We start from the raw sequence: 16,080 nt of genomic DNA, 5'->3' as shown, positions 1-16,080 counted from the left end.
ATGGCGCTCAAGGAATTCAAACTCCCCGACGTCGGCGAAGGCGTCGCGGAAGGCGAACTCGTAACGTGGCACGTCGCGCCGGGCGACGAGGTGACAGAAGACCAGGTGCTCGCGGAGGTCGAGACCGACAAGGCGCTCGTCGACGTGCCCTCGCCGTTCAACGGGACGGTCGAGGAACTCCTCGCCGAGGAGGGCGAGGTCGTGCCCGTCGGCAACGTCATCATCACCATCCGGGTCGATGGAGACGAGGAGGCCGCCGAGGCCGCCGGTTCGGACGCCGAGGCCGCCGACGCGGAGACGACGCCCGAGAGCGACGACGCCGGCGACGATGGCGACGATGGCGACGACGGTTCCAGTTCCGGCGGGCGCGTGTTCGCCCCGCCGAGCGTCCGCCGCCTCGCCCGCGAACTCGGCGTCGACCTCGACTCCGTCGACGGGAGCGGCCCGAGCGGTCGCGTGACCGAAGGCGACGTTCGCGCCGCCGCGGAAGACGACGGCGACGAGGGCGGCGACGAACCAAGCGGCCCGCGGACCGTCCAGACCAACGGGAAGTCCGCGACCGCGAAGCGCGACGAGGGAACAGCTGCGTCCGCGTCGGCGACCGCGTCCGCCGCATCGACCGAAAGCGCCGACCGAGAACAGACGCTCGCCGCGCCCGCGACCCGCGCGCTGGCCAAGGAGGAAGGCGTCGACATCGACGCCGTCCCCGCGACCGAGATGCGCGACGGCGAGGCGTTCGTCACGCCCGAGGCCGTCCAGGAGTACGCCCAAGCACAGCGCGAGGCGCAGGCCGCGGACGCCGAGGCGGTGGCCGCCGAGGCCGACGCCGGAACCGCGGACGCCGAGGCGACGGGCGACGCGACGAGTGAATCCGCACCGCCCGAGGCCGGCCCCGGTGCCGGCGAGCGCGTCCCCTACAAGGGCGTCCGCAAGGCCATCGGCGACCAGATGCAGCGGTCGAAGTACACCGCGCCGCACGTCACCCACCACGACGAGGTGGACGTGACCGAACTGGTCGAACTGCGCGAACAGCTCAAGCCCGTCGCCGAGGACCGCGGCTCGCGGCTGACCTACATGCCGTTCGTGATGAAGGCCGTCGTCGCGGCGCTGAAGGACTTCCCGTACCTCAACTCGCAACTCGACGAGGAAAACGAGGAAATCGTCCTGCGCGACGAGTACAACATCGGCGTCGCGGCCGCGACCGACGCCGGCCTGCTCGTTCCCGTCGTCCGCGACGCGGACCGCAAGGGGATGCTCGAACTCGCCGACGAGATGAACGAGAAGGTCGAGAAGGCCCGCAACCGCAAAATCGCGCCCGAGGAGATGCGCGGCGGCACCTTCACCATCACCAACGTCGGCGGCATCGGCGGCGAGTACGCGACGCCCATCGTCAACTACCCCGAGGTGGCGATTCTCGCGCTCGGAGCCATCAAAGACAAGCCCCGGGTCGTCGACGGTGAGGTCGTGCCGCGTAAAGTCCTCACCCTCTCGCTGTCGTTCGACCACCGCGTCGTCGACGGCGCGCAGGGCGCTCGGTTCACGAACCGCGTCAAGGAACTGCTCGAAGACCCCAAGCTGCTGGTGTTAGAATAATGGTCGTCGGAGACATCGCAACCGGAACGGAACTGCTCGTCATCGGCGCGGGGCCGGGCGGCTACGTCGCCGCCATCCGCGCCGCACAGAACGGTATCGACACGACGCTCGTCGAGAAGGACGCCTACGGGGGCACCTGCCTCAACTACGGCTGTATCCCCTCGAAGGCGCTCATCACCGGCGCGAACCTCGCCCACGAGGCGGGCAACGCCGAGGAGATGGGCATCCACGCCGACCCCGTCGTGGATATGTCGCAGCTGCGCGACTGGAAGAGCGGCGTCGTCGACCAACTCACCGGCGGCGTCGAGAAGCTCTGTAAGGCCAACGGCGTCAACCTCGTCGAGGGGACCGCCCGCTTCAAGGACGAAAACGCCGTCCGCATCGCCCACGGGGGCGAGGGACAGGGCTCGGAGACCGTCGAGTTCGAACACTGCATCATCGCCACCGGCTCGCGCGTCATCCAGATTCCCGGCTTCGACTTCGGCGACGAGCCGGTGTGGTCGTCGCGGGACGCCCTCGAAGCCGACACCGTCCCGGAGCGACTGGTCGTCGTCGGCGGCGGCTACATCGGGATGGAGCTGTCCACGACGTTCGCCAAGCTCGGCGCGGACGTGACCGTCGTGGAGATGCTCGACGACATCCTGCCGGGCTACGAGTCCGACGTGGCCCGCGTCGTCCGCAAGCGCGCCGAAGAGCTCGGCATCGACATGCACTTCGGCGAGGGGGCCAGCGGCTGGCGCGACGAGGACGACGGCATCATGGTGACCACCGAGACCGAAGACGGCGAGGAAAACGAGTACCGCGCCGACAAGGTGCTCGTCGCCGTCGGGCGCTCGCCCGTCACCGACACGATGGACATCGAGAGCACCGGCCTCGAAGCCGACGACCGCGGGTTCCTCTCGGTCGACGAGTGCCGCCGCACCGACGTCGAGCACATCTACGCCGTCGGCGACGTGGTCGAGGACACGCCGATGCTCGCGCACGTCGCCTCGAAAGAGGGCATCGTCGCCGCCGAACACGTCGCCGGCGAGCCGGTCGCCTTCGACAGTCAGGCCGTCCCGGCCGCCGTCTTCACCGACCCCGAAATCGGCACGGTCGGCATGACCGAAGCCGACGCCGAGGAGGCCGGCTTCACGCCCGTCGTCGGGCAGATGCCCTTCCGGGCGTCCGGCCGCGCGCTGACGACGAACCACGCCGACGGCTTCGTCCGCGTCGTCGCCGACGAGGAGTCCGGCTTCGTCCTCGGGGCGCAGATCGTCGGCCCCGAGGCCTCGGAGCTCATCGCCGAACTCGCGTTCGCCATCGAGATGGGCGCGACGCTCGAAGACGTGGCCTCGACCATCCACACCCACCCGACGCTCGCGGAAGCGGTCATGGAGGCCGCCGAGAACGCGCTCGGACAGGCGATTCACACGCTGAATCGGTGAGGTGAGGAGCGGTCGAAAAGCGGGAGGACTTTTTTACGCGGTCAGGTCGCCGTCGAGCTCCGGGTCGAAGACGTCCTCGACGCGACAGTCGAAGTACGCCGCCAGCTTGAACGCCAGTTCGAGCGAGGGGTCGTACCGCTCGCGCTCGATGGCGTTGATGGTCTGTCGGGTGACGCCGACCGCGTCGGCGAGTTCGCCCTGACTGAGGTCTGCGGCCTCGCGGCGCGTGCGGACCCCGTTTTTCATGTCCGAGCGCGGACCCAGAGGTAGCACAGGGCGAAGAGACCGAACAGTCCGACGAAGCCGTACAGCGCGCCCGAGACGAACGGCGAGACCTCGAACAGCCCGAGCGTCGCGCCGAGCCGGGCGGCGGACGCGCCGAGGACGAGGATTACCGCGGCGACGGTCATCGTGAGCTGGCTCGCCCGTCGTTCGAGCGACCGGTCGCGCTCGTCGAACAGCGCGACGTCGGTGCTGCGCCAAGCGACGAGCGCGGCGACGATGCCGAGCCAGTAGACGGCCTCGCCGACCACGGGGTAGTCGAGAAACCGGAGGACGAGGGAGGCGAGCACGCCGGCCCCGATGGAGCCGAACAGCAGGCGTCGGTACCGCCGTCGTCTGGAGAGCCGAGGCGTCGGTGAGCGTTGGACCTGTGTCATAGTTCTGTGTAAAGCGCCGGGTCGGAGACCGGGTGGAAAGTTCGCTTTACAGTAAAGCATACTTTACACACCGACTTAATCGTTGTCCCGGTTCGGTCGCGTCGCTCCGAGGTTCGCGCGGCCGCAGAGAAGGGCGTCAGCGTCGGTTCAGGCCGGGTCGAGTCGGGTCGCGGTCGCGGTCGCGCTCACCCGTCGTCGAACCACCACAGCGCCAGCATCGTCCCCACGACCGCCGCGGCCGCGGGAATCGACTCGTCGACGCCGAGTGTCCGGACGTCGAAGAGGACGACGCCCTCGAACAGGGCGGCGAGCGCGAGGGCCACGAAGACGAAGCCCGCCACCCATAACTCGGGCGTGTTGACGTCGCTGATTGGCATACGCGGGGCTACGGCCCCCCATATGATAAATGTTAGCAAGGAACAAACAGTCTACTCGTCGGCGTCGAGAATCCCGTGGCTCTCGAAGAGCTTTCCGAGTCGGTCCATGGAGGCGACGACGGCGTCGCAGGCCGGGCGGACCGCGTCCTTGGGGACGAAGCCGACCGAGAGGCCGGCGACTTCGAGCATCGGGAGGTCGTTCGCGCCGTCGCCGACCGCGACGGTTCGGTCCATCGGCACGTCGTGTTCGGCGGCGTGATTCTCCAGCGCCGTGTCCTTCGTGCCCTCGATGAGCGACCCCTCCACGTCGCCGGTGAGTCGGCCGCCCCTCACGGGCAGGCGGTTCGAGACGATGTCGTCGACCTCGACGCCCTCCGTTTCGAGCGCGCGCTCGACGCCGCGTTCGAACCCGCCGGTGAAGATGGCGACGTGGTGGCCGTAGTCGCGGAGGCGCCGGATGAGGTCGGCCGCGCCGGGGCGGAGTTCGACCTCGCCGTAGGCCTCCTCGGCGAGTTCCTCTTCGAGGCCTTCGAGGAGGCGGGCGCGCGAGCGCAGGCTCTCCGCGTAGCTCATCTCGTCGTTCATGGCCCGCTCGGTGATGTCGGCCATCTCGTCGGCCGTGCCGTTCTTCTTGCCGAGGAGGACCGTCATCTCGGAGTCCGAGAGCGTGCCGTCGAAGTCGAAGGCGATGATGCGCATATCTGCCCGTCGTCGCCGCGGGGTTTCAAAGCTTCCGCGTCGGCAGTTATGCGGCGGGGAGGGGCGCTGGCGAGCCGCCCCCGGCGGGAAACGGGGGGTGACCGCGCACAGCTATTTACCCGTCGTCTCCCTGACAAGCACGTATGGACGACCCCCACGACGCCGAACACGAGACGCTCAGCGACGTCGAAGCCGACCTGGCCGACGATTTCGGCGACGAGGGCGACAGCCCGCTCCGACAGTTCGTCCGAAGCCTCCGCGACCTCGACGACGCCGACGTGCGCGCGGTCGGTCAGTACGACGGCGAGGCGTTCGAACTCCTCTACCTCCGCGACGACATCGACGACGCGCTCGGACCGAACGAGCGGAGCGAGCGCGTGAAGACGCTCGTGATGAAGGCGCTCGGCGAACCGGTCAACGAACCCGGACTCGATGGATACGGGGATTTGAACGCCGTCATCAGGTGGTTCGACGAAGTCGTCGTCGCCATCTACCCCAACGACGAGTGGTCGGGAGCCATCGCGACGTTCGACCGGGCGAACTCGCCGCTTGTCGACCTCGCGGTGGAGCACCTCTCGTGAGGTCGGCCGAGAGACGACGGCCGCGACGCCCGCTCAGATTCGGAGCGGCGTCCACGACCCCGGTCCGTCGTCGAGGCCGCGGGCCCGGTACTCCGGGTCGCCGTCGGTGTCGCGCGTCTCGACGAACCCGTCGAACGGCTGTTTGAGGAGCGCGAGTTCGCGCTCGTCGACGAAGCCGGTGTCGAGGGTGAAGACGCCGGTAAACCCCGCCGCTGAGATGCGGCCCGTGATGACGTGCAGGAACTGGAACAGTCGCTTGAGGTCGGTGTACATCACGAGCGTCGAGAGGACGTGCAGGCCGACGCGGGCCGACCGGTTCGCCTCGTGGTGCTCCCGGAGCGACTGAGTCAGGTGGATGCCGATGCCGGTCAGGTCGCCGGGGCTGGAGACGTACCGGAGGTTGCCCGCGTCGGAGCGGTCGCCGAGGAGGTCGGCGACGCTCGTCGTGTCGATGACCTCGAACTGCTCCGGGGGCGACCCGCTGATGGACGATAGCTCCTGTGCGATGCTCGGGGCGGGCTTCTTCGTCGTCACGACGACCGTCCCCGCGTCGTCGCGCTCGCCGGGCGCGAGCATCGAGAGCATGAGCCGACGCTTCCGCGTCATCGTCGGGCCGGCGATGAGCACGGACCCGGTGTCCGGAAGCGACACCTCGGGCGACCGCGTCGCCGGCGAAGCGTTCTCGGGACGGAAGACCATCTACCGAATCTACCGGAGTCGTGCAGATAATACTAGTGGGGCGAACGACCGCGTCGCCCGAATCGTGCGAGACAGTCTCAATGTCACGATATCGGCCGTTGTGACAACCCTTAACCCGAATGGGTCTGACGCTACGCGCATGAAGGTACTCGTCACGGACCCGATCGCCGACGCGGGTCTGGATCGGCTACGCGAGGCCGGTTACGAGGTAGAGACCGCGTACGACGTCGAAGGTGACGCCCTGCTCGAAGCCGTCTCCGACGCGAACGGGCTCATCGTCCGCTCCGGAACGCAGGTGACCGCCGAGGTGTTCGAGGCGGCTCCCGACCTCGTCATCGTCGGACGCGCCGGCATCGGCGTCGACAACATCGACATCGACGCCGCGACCCAACACGGCGTCATCGTCGCCAACGCGCCCGAGGGGAACGTCCGCGCCGCCGCCGAACACACCGTCGCGATGGGCTTCGCCGCCGCGCGCTCGATTCCGCAGGCCCACGCCCGCCTCAAGGACGGCGAGTGGGCCAAGTCCGACTACCTCGGCAACGAGGTCAACGGCAAGACCCTCGGCGTCGTCGGCCTCGGCCGCGTCGGCCAGGAGGTCGCGAAGAAGTTCTCGTCGCTCGGGATGGACATCGTCGCCTACGACCCCTACATCGGCGAGGAGCGCGCCGACCAGCTCGGTGCCGAGCTCGTCGAGTTCGACGCCTGTCTCGCCCGCGCCGACTTCCTCACCGTCCACACGCCGCTGACCCCCGAGACGGAGGGGCTCATCTCCACCGACGAACTCGAAACGATGGGGAGCGGCTACCTCGTCAACTGCGCCCGCGGCGGCGTCGTCGACGAGGGCGCTCTCGCCGAAGCCGTCGACGCCGGCGTCATCGACGGGGCCGCGGTCGACGTGTTCGCCGACGAGCCCGTCTCGCCCGACAACCCGCTTCTCTCCGTCGACGACGTGGTCGTCACGCCGCACCTCGGCGCGTCCACCTCGGCCGCACAGGAGAACGTCGCCGTCTCGACGGCCGACCAAATCGTCGCCGCGTTCCGCGACGAACCCGTCATCAACGCGCTCAACGCGCCGTCGGTCGACGAGAGCGCCTTCCCGCGCATCCAGCCGTACATCGGCCTCGCCGAGACCGCCGGGAAAATCGCCGCCCAACTGCTGGACGGCCGCCTCGGCGAAGTCGAGGTCACCTACACCGGCGACATCGCCGCCGAGGACATCGAACTCGTCACGGCCTCCGCGCTGAAGGGCGTCTTCGCGCCGCTCGAATGGCAGGTCAACGCCGTCAACGCCCCGCAGGTCGCCAAGGAACGCGGCATCGAGGTCGTCGAGTCGAAGTCCCGCCAGTCGGACGACTTCCAGAGCCTCGTGACCGTCACCGTCCGCAACGGCGACGAGGAGATGACCGTCTCCGGGACGCTTTTCACCGGCGAGGACCCGCGCATCGTCCGCATCAACGGCTACCGGCTCGACGCCATTCCGTACGGCCAGATGCTCGTCGCCCGCAACTACGACAAGCCGGGCGTCATCGGCTTCATCGGGACCGTCCTCGGCGAGAACGACGTGAACATCGCCGGGATGTTCAACGCCCGCCGCGCGAAGGCCGGCGGCGAGGCGCTGACCGTCTACAACCTCGACGACGACGTGCCGGACGACGTTCGGGAGAAACTCCTCGCCGACGACCGCATCATCGACGTGGACCTCATCACGCTCTGAAGCGGGCGACCCGCGCCTCTTTCTGAGAAACGACTACGACCGAAACGACGCTACCGCCGGCCGAGCGCCGACGCGACTCCATCGACCACGCGCCCGACGGCGGCTTGCACCGTTTCGGCCGCGCTCGATTCGACGCGCGAGTGACGAGACCGCTCATTTTGCCGGCCCGACGGGCCGTGCGTCCGCTGTCGGCCGCGGCCGCGACTCTCGGCCAGCAACTGTTCGTAGTGGTCGATTATCTCCTGTTGGTCCGCATCGGCGTTGTCGAGACGCTCGCTGAGTCGAGAGTTCGCGCGGCGAAGCGCCTCGTTCTCGCGCTGGAGCGACTCTCGGCTCCGTGCGTCGGTAGCCGACGACGGACGGCGGCCGCGTGACTGCTGACGACCGTGCGACTGCTGACGACCGCGTGACTGCGAGGCCGTGGACGCCTGTGCTGACGCGGTCGTGGACGCGCGTGAGGACGAGGGCGCTGACGCGGTCGTGGATGCGCGTGAGGACGAGGGCGCTGACGAGGCCGCGGATGCGCGGGTGGACGTGGCCGAAGACGCGGGGGCTGAGGCGGCCGAAGACGCGGTTTCGGACGGCCCGTTCTCGATTCCGTCCGGCGGGTACGTTCTCGAACCGGCCCCGTCCCGACTGACGGTCCCGGTCGGCATGCTGCTGAGCGACATCGTGTGGCACAACGTACCACAGAATGAAAAGGATGCGTCAGACGCGCACCTGACGCCCGTCATCGTCCCCGGGGTGACCGCTTCGCCGGTCGCCGAGGGCGGCCGGCGCGCCTACTCGGCGAGGTGTTCGAGCACCGCCTCGGTGTCGTTCGGGACGGGTTCGGGGTCGTCGCCCGCCTCGAACGCCGCGTCGGGGTCCTTCAGCAGGTGGCCCGTCGTGAGGCAGACGACCCGCTCGTCGGCGTCGACGACGCCCTCGGCGCGGAGCTTTCGGAGGCCGGCGACGGAGGCGGCGGAGGCGGGTTCGACGCCGACGCCCTCGGCCGCGAGGTCGCGCTGCGCCTCGGTGATTTCCTCGTCGGAGACGGCGACGGCCGTGCCGTCCGTCTCGCGGATGCCGGGGAGCGCCTTCGGCGCGTTGACCGGGTTGCCGATGCGGATGGCGGTCGCGCGCGTCTCGACGTCCTCCCAGCGCTGGGTGTCGTCCCAGCCGTTCTCGACGGCCTCGACCATCGGGGCCGCGCCCTCGGCCTGCACGCCGGTCAGCTTCGGCACGTCGTCGGCGTCGAGCGCGCCCGACTGGACGAGTTCGCGGAACGCCTTGTAGAGCGCCGAGGTGTTGCCCGCGTTACCGACGGGGAGGACGATGCGGTCCGGATAGCCGCCGTAGTCCTCGTGGAACTCTTCGAGGATTTCGAGGCCGATGGTCTTCTGACCCTCAAGCCGGAAGGGATTCAGCGAGTTGAGGAGGTACGCCTCGCCGCGGGCGGCGAGGTCCTGGACGATGTCGAGACAGGAGTCGAAGTTGCCGTCGACTTCGAGGATGCGCGCGTCGTGGAGCGACGCCTGCGCGATTTTCCCGGCGGCGACCTTCCCGGCGGGGAGCAACACGAGCGTCTCCATCCCGCCGCGCGCGCCGTAGGCGGCGAGCGCGGCCGAGGTGTTCCCGGTCGAGGCGCAGGCGAGGCGGCCGACGCCGAGTTCCTTCGCCACGCGGACGCCGACGGTCATGCCGCGGTCCTTGAACGAGCCGGTGGGGTTCATCCCCTCGTGTTTGACGCGGAGCGTCTCGACGCCGACGTCGGCTTCGAGGCGCGGGACCTCGTGGAGCGGCGTCGCGCCCTCGGGGAGCGAGACGCCCTCCTCGAAGGGGAGCGCGGCGTTGTAGCGCCAGACGCCGCGGCCCTCGAAGTCGTCCCACGTCGGCGGGGAGGCGTAGCGGACTTCGAGGAGGCCGTCGCAGTCGTCGCAGGTGTACCGAACGTCCTCGAACGGCGCGAACTGCGCGCCGCACGCGATACATTCGAGCCAGGTGCCGTCGTCGGCGACGGATGGCTCCTCGGGGGCGGGTGCCGTGAGTTCGAGGCTCATTGCTCGGGCGGTGGCACCAGAGGGACAAAAGCGGGCGGGTTTGGGCGGCACCTGCCGGGCGACGGACTCGCCGGGAGCGCGGTCGACCGGGGGAGCTACGACTCGCCGAACGCGTCGATGCGGGCGTGAACGTCTTCGGCCCACTCGTCGAGCGCGGCGTGCATCATCTCCTTGGCCTCGGGGAGCGGCGTCGCCGTGTACTGGTAGACGTAACCGCCGGGGTCGAGCAGGCGGCGCTTGCGCTCGGTGAGGCCCTTATCGAGGAGCGTCGTCAGCGAGCGGTTGACGTTGCTCCGGTCGCGGTCGAGCACCTCCGCGAGTTCGGCGACGGTGCTCCCGGGGTTGTCGAGTAGTGCGAGATACGTCCGGCTCTCGTGGCTCTGGATGCCGAAGACGCACGCGAGGACCTGTCCGAAGTTCGGGTCCTCGGTCTCCATCAGTTCGCCCATGTCCGGTGCGTCGGCCATGCACACCTGTTCGCCGTGCGCCGGATTAAACCCTCACCTACAGGCGAGCGAGCGGTCGGGGCCGGACGGGACGCCGCGGCTACTCCGCCTTCGCGTAGCCCATCTTCAGCACGCACGCCCGCATCCCGTCTTCGTCCTCGTGTTTGTGGAGCGTCGTCGGCGTATCGCAGTAAAAGACCGTCCCGTCGTGGCGGAGCGTCACCTCGTGAACGCCGCCGAGCAGTTCCGCTCGGACGACGACGCGGCGGCCCTCGCGGAGCGCGTCGAGGATTTCGTCTGCGGTCAGTTCGCCGGACTCGACTCGGAGCGGCTCGGGCATACCGGAGGGTCGCAGGCGAGCGCTATCAGTATTGTCGATGGCGGCGAGTGCCGACAGAAACGCGTGCCGACAGCGGGCGGCGAACCGAGCCGAAACCGGACCCGGCTCAGTTCGTCGTCCAGTTGGAACGGTGTTCCTCGTCCGTCGTCGGCACCTCCACGCCCTCGACGGCCTCCGCGACCTCGGTCTCCTTCGGCGTGTCGATGTGCCAGCGGTCGATTTCGTCCTCGAAGCCCCGCAGCGTCTCCGACACCTCCGACTTCAGCTCGTCGTCGTTGACGTTCACCTCGAAGACGAACCGCTCGTCGCCGGAGCCGCGGCCGACCCGCTGGATGTTCGCGCTCACGAGTTCGTTGTCGAAGTAGTACGGGGCCAACTGGGTCATCACGTTGCGGTAGACCGTGTCCTCGACCTTCCGCAGCGCCTTCCGCCCGGCGGAGTCGGCCGCGCGAGCGACGTAGTTGATGGAGTCCTGCCACGACTCGACAGCCCCCTCGTTGTCGCCCTCCTCGACCCGCTCGTAGGAGCGAGAGAGCTTCTCGCCCGCCGTCTTGAGGTCGTCGTTGGGCGTCTTGCCCGCCTTCTCGCCCTCGCCCTCGCCGACGCTGGCCTGCTGGGCCGTCTTCTCGTTTACGTCCTCGCCGAGTCGCTCGTGGGACTTCGGCCGCCACTCGTCCCAGTCGTCGAAGGCGTCGCCGTCGACGTCGGCGTCGCGGAGCGCGCGGGTGATTCGCTCCCCGTGTTCGACGACCTCGTCCCAGGTGCCGCGGCGTTTGAACCCGGAGATGCTCTCTTCCATTGTCGTTGACGGGACTACGTGCCAGACGGTATAAACTCTACGAGGAGACAGGTTCGCACACGGGTGAGAACGTCTAGCGGTCGCCGTAGACGAGCCGCTCTGCGGCCGCGTCGAGGCGCGCCGACACCCGACCGAGCCACGCCGTCGGCGACGCGGCCCGGAGCGCCGACTCGTCGAGTTCGATTCGGTCGTCGCCGAACGGGTCGCGGTCCCCGCTCGCGGCGGCGTCCACGACGGTGGTCATCGAACACCGGCCGCACGCCTCTCGGGTCGAGTCTCCCATGCGCCGGGGTTCGGAACCTTCACGAATAAACCTTGGTTTCCGGGCGGGTCGCGACGGGCTTATACGGTCGAACGTGTTGCTCCGTCTCATGGGATATCGCGTCGTGGACGCAACCGCCGTCGAACCCGCCGACGACCGCCCGTGCGAACTCCGCCGCATCGGCGGCGAGGGCGGCTTAGAGACCGTCGCGCTCAACCGCTTCCGGGCCGCCCCCGGCGAGCAGGTGCCGCTTTCGTACCACTACCACACCGAACAGGAGGAGGCGTTCTACGTCCTCTCGGGCACGCTGTTCGTCGAGACGCCGGACGAGACGTTCGAAGTCGACGCCGACGGCCTGTTCGTCGCCGACCCGGAGAGCCCGCACCGGGCGTACAACCCCGAGGACGCCGACGAGCCGGTCGAACTGCTCGCGCTCGGCTCGCCGGCCGTGTCGGGCGACGCCGTGCCCTACGACCCCGACGAGGAATGAGGAGCGTCGAACCCGAGGACGCCGAGGGACCCGAAGCGCCGGACGAGCCGAGCGGGGCGGACGCGTCGCCCCCGAATCCGGCCCTCGACCGCCCCGAGTGGGACGACGAGTACCTCGACCGAGTCGCCGAGCGGCTCATGTACAACTACGACTTGGAGCGGGCGTACGCCGTCCGCGGCGAGCGGTTCGACCTGTTCGGCTCGATGCGGATGGAGAGCCAAAAGCAGTTCCTCCACCGGTCTATCAACTACGCCAACCACCACGCGATGGAGTACATGTTCGCGCGGCGGGTCGAGTCGGCGACGGTCGCCGAACTCGAACGGCTCGTCGAACTGGGTCACGCGCTCGCCGACGAGTGGATAGACCCCGACGAGGAGCACTACGGGACGGACTTCACGTTCGTGCTCGTCGCCGACGCGGTGCCGGAGGAAGTCCGGACGTTCGTGTCCGAGTTCGCCGACCGGACGCTCCTGAAGTTCGGCTACTACGGCCACTACGAGGTGAACGTCGCCGTCGTCGCGCCGGCAGACGAGGACGCCGTCGCCAGCCGCAACGCCGACTCGGTCGCCGCGTTCACGCTCTGGACCGACGGCTCGCCGGCGGTCTCAGACGGGCTGTTAGGCCGGGTCCTCGGGAAGTTGCGTCGGTGAGAAAAACGGAGTCGAAGGGTCGGTGGTCAGAGGCGAACGGCGAACGACCGCGCGTCAGTCGTCGCCCGGCTGCGGACGACCGCCGCTACCGCCACCGCCGCCCGAACTCCGGGCCTCTTTGATGTTGTCGTAGCCGATTTTCGCCAGCGACAGCGCCAGATAGACGAGCACCAGCGCGAGGACGATTTGGACGACCGCCGACACCATCGCGAAGGTGCCCGCCGAGGCCATCCACTCGGGGTTCAGGAACTTCGCGTAGAGGTTGTCGTGGAACGCGAGCCACAGCAGGCCCAGCGACGTGATAGTCGTCATGAGCGCCATCGGCAGGCCCGTGCTGAGAAGCTGCTTGGAGTCGTCCCAGTTGGCCAGCCAGACGGTCGCGGTCAGGAGCGCCAGCGCGGCCAGAAGCTGGTTCGCGCCGCCGAACAACTGCCAGAGCGTCAGCCACGAGCCGCTGGTGATGAGGATGTACGCCGGCAGCGACTGCACGAACGCGTTGCCGTAGCGGTTGGTCGCGAACTCCTCGACCGGCGTCTCGGGCGTCCCGACGATTTCCTCCATCATGTAGCGACCGAGGCGAACCGCGGTGTCGGTCGACGTGAGGAGGAAGCTGACCAGGACGAGCGCCATGAACGGCCCGCCGAAGTCAGTCGGGATGCCGAAGCTCGACAGGATGACGCCGCCGCCCGCGGCGAACGTCGGCAGCGCGAGGCCGATGCCGCCGCCCACGTCGGGCGCGACGATGGCGACCGTCGCCAGCGCGACGGTGGCGAGGAGGCCCTCGCCGAGCATGCCGCCGTAGCCGATGACGCGCGCGTCGGACTCCTTGTTCAGTTGCTTCGAGGTCGTGCCCGACGAGACGAGCGAGTGGAACCCGCTTATCGTCCCGCAGGCGATGGTGATGAACAGAAGCGGGAACAGCGGCGCGCCGGAGCGGCCGATGAACCCGTAGTACGGTTCGAGGTTCGTCACGAGCGGCTGGGTCGGGGTCGTGAAGAACGTGCCCGCGACGATGGCGACGAGCGCGCCGCCGACGCCCGCGTACAGCAGGAACGACGAGAGGTAGTCGCGCGGTTGCAGCAGCACCCAGACCGGGAGGGCGCTCGCAATCGCCCCGTAGACAAGGATGAGCGGCACCCACGCCGCGGTGTTCCCGTTGAACGAACTCGCGCCGGGGAGCCACGCGCCGGAGCCGGAGAACAGGACGAACGTCTCGGCGGGCGCGCGGGCCGCGGGTTCGAACAGCGCAATCGGGTACTGAATCCCCGCGTAGACGCCGACGAACATCGCCACGACGAACACGAACGTCCCGAGCAGGAACGGGAGGTTCAGCTGATAGAGATAGATGCCGAACAGCACCGCGAGGACGATGTACACCAGACTCGCCGTGGCCGCCTCCGGATAGGCGTTGAACACGATGGCCACCACGAGGGCGAACACCGCGACGACGAGGACGATGGTGAGAAACGCGAACCACAACAGCATGTTCTTGCCGCGCTCGCCGACGTACTCGCCGATGATGTAGCCGATGGACTTCCCGTCGTGTCGCAGACTGCTCGACAGCGACACGAAGTCGTGGACGCTCCCGAGAAGCGGGTTGCCGATGGCGATCCACGCGAGCGCGGGAACCCAGCCCCACACAACGCCCGCCGTAATCGGTCCGACGATCGGCGCGCCGCCTGCGATGCTCGAATAGTGATGCCCCAGTAACACCGGCTTTTTCGCCGGAACGTATTCTTGACCGTCTTCGTACTTGTGCGCTGGCGTCTCACGACTGTCGTCGAGTTCGACGAACTGCGCGAGATATCGGGAGTAACCGAGATACCCGACGGTAAACAACGCGAGTACCGTGACGACCAACCAAATGACTTGTACCATGGTACGCTGCCCCACTCGGTGACACGAAAATCCCCACCTTAACATTAACGATAGATAGGAATGTATCGTGTTCGAACGACAGGTTCAATCGGCGAGGGACGCCGAAAATTCTCACCGCGGGGTCGGTTTACCTACCTACTGAACTGCGGTCGCGGTGTCGATGTCGAGTTCGGCCGCCACCTCGCCCAAGAAGTCACCCTTGACCTCGGCGACCCGCGTCTCGACGGCGGCGACGAGCGGCGGCGAAAAGTTCTCGCGGAGGTCGGCGAGTCGCTCCCGTTCTGTCTTGACTCTGTCGCGCAAGAACGTCGCGCCCCGTCCCGACTCGTCGGGGTCGGGTTCGGGCGTGAGGCGGTTGACCGCGAGGCCGCGCACGTCGAGGCCGTAGGAGTCGAGTTGGTCGATCGCGCGCTCGGTCTCGCGCAGCGACAGTTCGTCGGGGTTCACGACGAGGAAGAACGCGGCGTCGTCCCGCAGCGTCTCCTTTGCGAACGAGAAGTCGTCGCGGCGCTGTTCGAGGCGGGCGATGATGGGGTCGCCGTCCATCATCCGCCGCGGTTCGTTGTTGCCGATAGCGGCGCGTTCGAACAGTTTGACTGACTCCTTGCGCTTGTGGAGGAGCCGCTGAATCCAGCCGTCGAGGTACTCCGGTAAGGAGAGCAGTCGGAGCGTCCCGCCGGTCGGCGAGGTGTCGAAGACGACTCGGTCGTAGTCGTCCGCCGACCGCATCACGTCGATGAAGCGGTCGAACAGCGCCGACTCGTACGCGCCGGGCGTCTGGTGGGCCATCTCTATCTGCCGGTCTATCTCGTTGACCATCGCCGGGCTGACCTGGTCGCCCATCGCCCGCTTCGTCTCCATGAGGTGTTCGCGGACCTCCGTCTCGGGGTCGATCTCCATCGCGTCGAGGTTCGGTTCGTCGGCGACGGCCGCCGGCTCGTCGGTAAAGGACTGGTCGAACACGTCGCTCGTGCTGTGGGCCGGGTCGGTCGACACGAGGAGCGTCCGGACGCCGTCGCGGGCGCACTTGACCGCGTAGGCGCTGGACATCGTGGTCTTGCCGACGCCGCCTTTGCCGCCGAAGAAGACGAATTTGCGCATGTTAGAAGTGGTACTGGTGGCCCTTGCGTTCGAGGAGCGAGCCGCGGTCCCACATCCGCCGCTCCCACGCCTCGAACTCGTCTTCGAGATAGGGGAGCAGTTCGGCGGTGTAGTACGAGATGGGCGAGGGGATGCCGAACGCGTCGGGGAAGCACGCGAGCATGAACGCGTCCTCGTCGTCCTCGGCCTGTTTTTCGATCTTCTCGTAGGCGGGGTGCGAAATCATCCCGTGGTAGAGGCCGCGGAGCCACTCTTCGACGAGTTCGCGGAAGGATTCGATGCGCGCGGCGAGCGTCATCAGTTTACACACTCACCCGCTT

General features: G+C 68.2%; 20 protein-coding genes. 6 read left to right on the top strand and 14 right to left on the bottom strand.

From position 1 onward, the window contains the following. Positions 1–1,593: a dihydrolipoamide acetyltransferase family protein gene (locus FY251_RS06220; protein ID WP_148413924.1), complete on the top strand. Its 1,593-nt coding sequence runs from the start codon at positions 1–3 to the stop codon at positions 1,591–1,593. After that, on the top strand, positions 1,593–3,020 hold the full coding sequence (gene lpdA / locus FY251_RS06215) for a dihydrolipoyl dehydrogenase (RefSeq protein ID WP_148413923.1): 1,428 nt from the start codon (positions 1,593–1,595) through the stop codon (positions 3,018–3,020). Before FY251_RS06220 ends, lpdA begins: the two co-directional genes overlap by 1 nt. A 33-nt stretch (positions 3,021–3,053) precedes the next feature. On the opposite strand, the gene FY251_RS06210 is transcribed toward lpdA, so the two are convergent. The 4 genes from FY251_RS06210 to serB all read right to left on the bottom strand — a co-directional run bounded on the left by FY251_RS06210 (position 3,054) and on the right by serB (position 4,755). Continuing rightward, a complete protein-coding gene (locus FY251_RS06210) occupies positions 3,054–3,266 on the bottom strand; it encodes a helix-turn-helix transcriptional regulator (RefSeq protein ID WP_148413922.1) in 213 nt (70 codons plus the stop codon). Next, positions 3,263–3,679 (bottom strand): DUF2178 domain-containing protein, encoded by a 417-nt coding sequence (locus FY251_RS06205; protein WP_148413921.1) that lies wholly within the window; start codon positions 3,677–3,679, stop codon positions 3,263–3,265. The genes FY251_RS06210 and FY251_RS06205 overlap by 4 nt, the downstream gene beginning before the upstream one ends. 185 nt (positions 3,680–3,864) lie before the next feature. Next, positions 3,865–4,056, bottom strand: coding sequence for a hypothetical protein (locus FY251_RS06200; RefSeq protein ID WP_148413920.1), 192 nt, complete (start codon positions 4,054–4,056; stop codon positions 3,865–3,867). A 51-nt stretch (positions 4,057–4,107) separates the two neighbouring features. Next, on the bottom strand, positions 4,108–4,755 hold the full coding sequence (gene serB / locus FY251_RS06195) for a phosphoserine phosphatase SerB (RefSeq protein WP_148413919.1): 648 nt from the start codon (positions 4,753–4,755) through the stop codon (positions 4,108–4,110). Positions 4,756–4,898: 143 nt separating this feature from the next. Between serB and FY251_RS06190 the strand changes: the two genes are divergently transcribed. Further along, positions 4,899–5,336: a hypothetical protein gene (locus FY251_RS06190; RefSeq protein ID WP_148413918.1), complete on the top strand. Its 438-nt coding sequence runs from the start codon at positions 4,899–4,901 to the stop codon at positions 5,334–5,336. Positions 5,337–5,369: 33 nt separating this feature from the next. On the opposite strand, the gene FY251_RS06185 is transcribed toward FY251_RS06190, so the two are convergent. Next, positions 5,370–6,035 (bottom strand): hypothetical protein, encoded by a 666-nt coding sequence (locus FY251_RS06185; protein ID WP_148413917.1) that lies wholly within the window; start codon positions 6,033–6,035, stop codon positions 5,370–5,372. A gap of 139 nt (positions 6,036–6,174) precedes the next feature. Here FY251_RS06185 and serA point away from each other — a divergent pair, with 139 nt between their 5' ends. Next, positions 6,175–7,752: a phosphoglycerate dehydrogenase gene (gene serA / locus FY251_RS06180; protein ID WP_148413916.1), complete on the top strand. Its 1,578-nt coding sequence runs from the start codon at positions 6,175–6,177 to the stop codon at positions 7,750–7,752. Between the two features lie 50 nt (positions 7,753–7,802). Here the strand turns inward: serA and FY251_RS24215 are convergent, their stop codons facing one another. From FY251_RS24215 to FY251_RS06150, 6 genes are all read right to left on the bottom strand, one after another. Then, positions 7,803–8,423, bottom strand: coding sequence for a hypothetical protein (locus FY251_RS24215; protein ID WP_148413915.1), 621 nt, complete (start codon positions 8,421–8,423; stop codon positions 7,803–7,805). A 111-nt stretch (positions 8,424–8,534) separates the two neighbouring features. Beyond that, positions 8,535–9,794 carry a threonine synthase gene (gene thrC, locus FY251_RS06170; protein ID WP_148413914.1) on the bottom strand — a complete coding sequence of 420 codons (1,260 nt, stop codon included), beginning with the start codon at positions 9,792–9,794 and terminating at the stop codon, positions 8,535–8,537. Positions 9,795–9,889: 95 nt separating this feature from the next. Beyond that, positions 9,890–10,261: a helix-turn-helix domain-containing protein gene (locus FY251_RS06165; RefSeq protein ID WP_004044838.1), complete on the bottom strand. Its 372-nt coding sequence runs from the start codon at positions 10,259–10,261 to the stop codon at positions 9,890–9,892. 79 nt (positions 10,262–10,340) lie between these two features. Beyond that, positions 10,341–10,580 carry a hypothetical protein gene (locus FY251_RS06160; RefSeq protein ID WP_089777075.1) on the bottom strand — a complete coding sequence of 80 codons (240 nt, stop codon included), beginning with the start codon at positions 10,578–10,580 and terminating at the stop codon, positions 10,341–10,343. Positions 10,581–10,686: 106 nt separating this feature from the next. After that, positions 10,687–11,379 carry a DUF5828 family protein gene (locus FY251_RS06155; RefSeq protein ID WP_148413913.1) on the bottom strand — a complete coding sequence of 231 codons (693 nt, stop codon included), beginning with the start codon at positions 11,377–11,379 and terminating at the stop codon, positions 10,687–10,689. Between the two features lie 73 nt (positions 11,380–11,452). After that, positions 11,453–11,662 carry a hypothetical protein gene (locus FY251_RS06150; RefSeq protein ID WP_148413912.1) on the bottom strand — a complete coding sequence of 70 codons (210 nt, stop codon included), beginning with the start codon at positions 11,660–11,662 and terminating at the stop codon, positions 11,453–11,455. Positions 11,663–11,750: 88 nt separating this feature from the next. On the opposite strand from FY251_RS06150, the gene FY251_RS06145 reads away from it, so the two are divergent. Then, a complete protein-coding gene (locus tag FY251_RS06145; protein ID WP_148413911.1) occupies positions 11,751–12,131 on the top strand; it encodes a cupin domain-containing protein in 381 nt (126 codons plus the stop codon). Then, entirely contained in the window at positions 12,128–12,781 is a 654-nt protein-coding gene (locus FY251_RS06140; protein ID WP_148413910.1) for a hypothetical protein, read from the top strand. The genes FY251_RS06145 and FY251_RS06140 overlap by 4 nt, the downstream gene beginning before the upstream one ends. A gap of 54 nt (positions 12,782–12,835) precedes the next feature. On the opposite strand, the gene FY251_RS06135 is transcribed toward FY251_RS06140, so the two are convergent. The 3 genes from FY251_RS06135 to FY251_RS06125 form a co-directional block, all read right to left on the bottom strand. Beyond that, a complete protein-coding gene (locus FY251_RS06135) occupies positions 12,836–14,659 on the bottom strand; it encodes a carbon starvation protein A (RefSeq protein WP_148413909.1) in 1,824 nt (607 codons plus the stop codon). A gap of 135 nt (positions 14,660–14,794) precedes the next feature. Next, positions 14,795–15,760: a TRC40/GET3/ArsA family transport-energizing ATPase gene (locus tag FY251_RS06130; RefSeq protein ID WP_148413908.1), complete on the bottom strand. Its 966-nt coding sequence runs from the start codon at positions 15,758–15,760 to the stop codon at positions 14,795–14,797. 1 nt (position 15,761) lies between these two features. Further along, complete coding sequence (locus FY251_RS06125) at positions 15,762–16,058, bottom strand: hypothetical protein (protein ID WP_004968702.1); 297 nt, start codon at positions 16,056–16,058, stop codon at positions 15,762–15,764. Between the last annotated feature and the right edge of the window lie 22 nt (positions 16,059–16,080).

It is taken from the genome of Haloferax sp. KTX1, assembly GCF_902410085.1.
GTDB classification, from domain to species: Archaea; Halobacteriota; Halobacteria; order Halobacteriales; family Haloferacaceae; genus Haloferax; species Haloferax massiliensis.
This window is presented reverse-complemented; position numbering and strand designations above follow the sequence as displayed.

What these genes read in the sequence shown, in the direction of transcription:
- FY251_RS06165 (WP_004044838.1), bottom strand. Translation starts at nt 10,261, where the DNA reads ATGGCCGACGCACCGGACATGGGCGAACTGATGGAGACCGAGGACCCG.
- lpdA (WP_148413923.1), top strand. Translation starts at nt 1,593, where the DNA reads ATGGTCGTCGGAGACATCGCAACCGGAACGGAACTGCTCGTCATCGGC.
- FY251_RS06190 (WP_148413918.1), top strand. Translation starts at nt 4,899, where the DNA reads ATGGACGACCCCCACGACGCCGAACACGAGACGCTCAGCGACGTCGAA.
- FY251_RS06220 (WP_148413924.1), top strand. Translation starts at nt 1, where the DNA reads ATGGCGCTCAAGGAATTCAAACTCCCCGACGTCGGCGAAGGCGTCGCG.
- FY251_RS24215 (WP_148413915.1), bottom strand. Translation starts at nt 8,423, where the DNA reads ATGTCGCTCAGCAGCATGCCGACCGGGACCGTCAGTCGGGACGGGGCC.
- FY251_RS06205 (WP_148413921.1), bottom strand. Translation starts at nt 3,679, where the DNA reads ATGACACAGGTCCAACGCTCACCGACGCCTCGGCTCTCCAGACGACGG.
- FY251_RS06185 (WP_148413917.1), bottom strand. Translation starts at nt 6,035, where the DNA reads ATGGTCTTCCGTCCCGAGAACGCTTCGCCGGCGACGCGGTCGCCCGAG.
- serB (WP_148413919.1), bottom strand. Translation starts at nt 4,755, where the DNA reads ATGCGCATCATCGCCTTCGACTTCGACGGCACGCTCTCGGACTCCGAG.
- FY251_RS06150 (WP_148413912.1), bottom strand. Translation starts at nt 11,662, where the DNA reads ATGGGAGACTCGACCCGAGAGGCGTGCGGCCGGTGTTCGATGACCACC.
- FY251_RS06160 (WP_089777075.1), bottom strand. Translation starts at nt 10,580, where the DNA reads ATGCCCGAGCCGCTCCGAGTCGAGTCCGGCGAACTGACCGCAGACGAA.
- serA (WP_148413916.1), top strand. Translation starts at nt 6,175, where the DNA reads ATGAAGGTACTCGTCACGGACCCGATCGCCGACGCGGGTCTGGATCGG.
- FY251_RS06130 (WP_148413908.1), bottom strand. Translation starts at nt 15,760, where the DNA reads ATGCGCAAATTCGTCTTCTTCGGCGGCAAAGGCGGCGTCGGCAAGACC.
- thrC (WP_148413914.1), bottom strand. Translation starts at nt 9,794, where the DNA reads ATGAGCCTCGAACTCACGGCACCCGCCCCCGAGGAGCCATCCGTCGCC.
- FY251_RS06155 (WP_148413913.1), bottom strand. Translation starts at nt 11,379, where the DNA reads ATGGAAGAGAGCATCTCCGGGTTCAAACGCCGCGGCACCTGGGACGAG.
- FY251_RS06200 (WP_148413920.1), bottom strand. Translation starts at nt 4,056, where the DNA reads ATGCCAATCAGCGACGTCAACACGCCCGAGTTATGGGTGGCGGGCTTC.
- FY251_RS06145 (WP_148413911.1), top strand. Translation starts at nt 11,751, where the DNA reads ATGGGATATCGCGTCGTGGACGCAACCGCCGTCGAACCCGCCGACGAC.
- FY251_RS06140 (WP_148413910.1), top strand. Translation starts at nt 12,128, where the DNA reads ATGAGGAGCGTCGAACCCGAGGACGCCGAGGGACCCGAAGCGCCGGAC.
- FY251_RS06125 (WP_004968702.1), bottom strand. Translation starts at nt 16,058, where the DNA reads ATGACGCTCGCCGCGCGCATCGAATCCTTCCGCGAACTCGTCGAAGAG.
- FY251_RS06135 (WP_148413909.1), bottom strand. Translation starts at nt 14,659, where the DNA reads ATGGTACAAGTCATTTGGTTGGTCGTCACGGTACTCGCGTTGTTTACC.
- FY251_RS06210 (WP_148413922.1), bottom strand. Translation starts at nt 3,266, where the DNA reads ATGAAAAACGGGGTCCGCACGCGCCGCGAGGCCGCAGACCTCAGTCAG.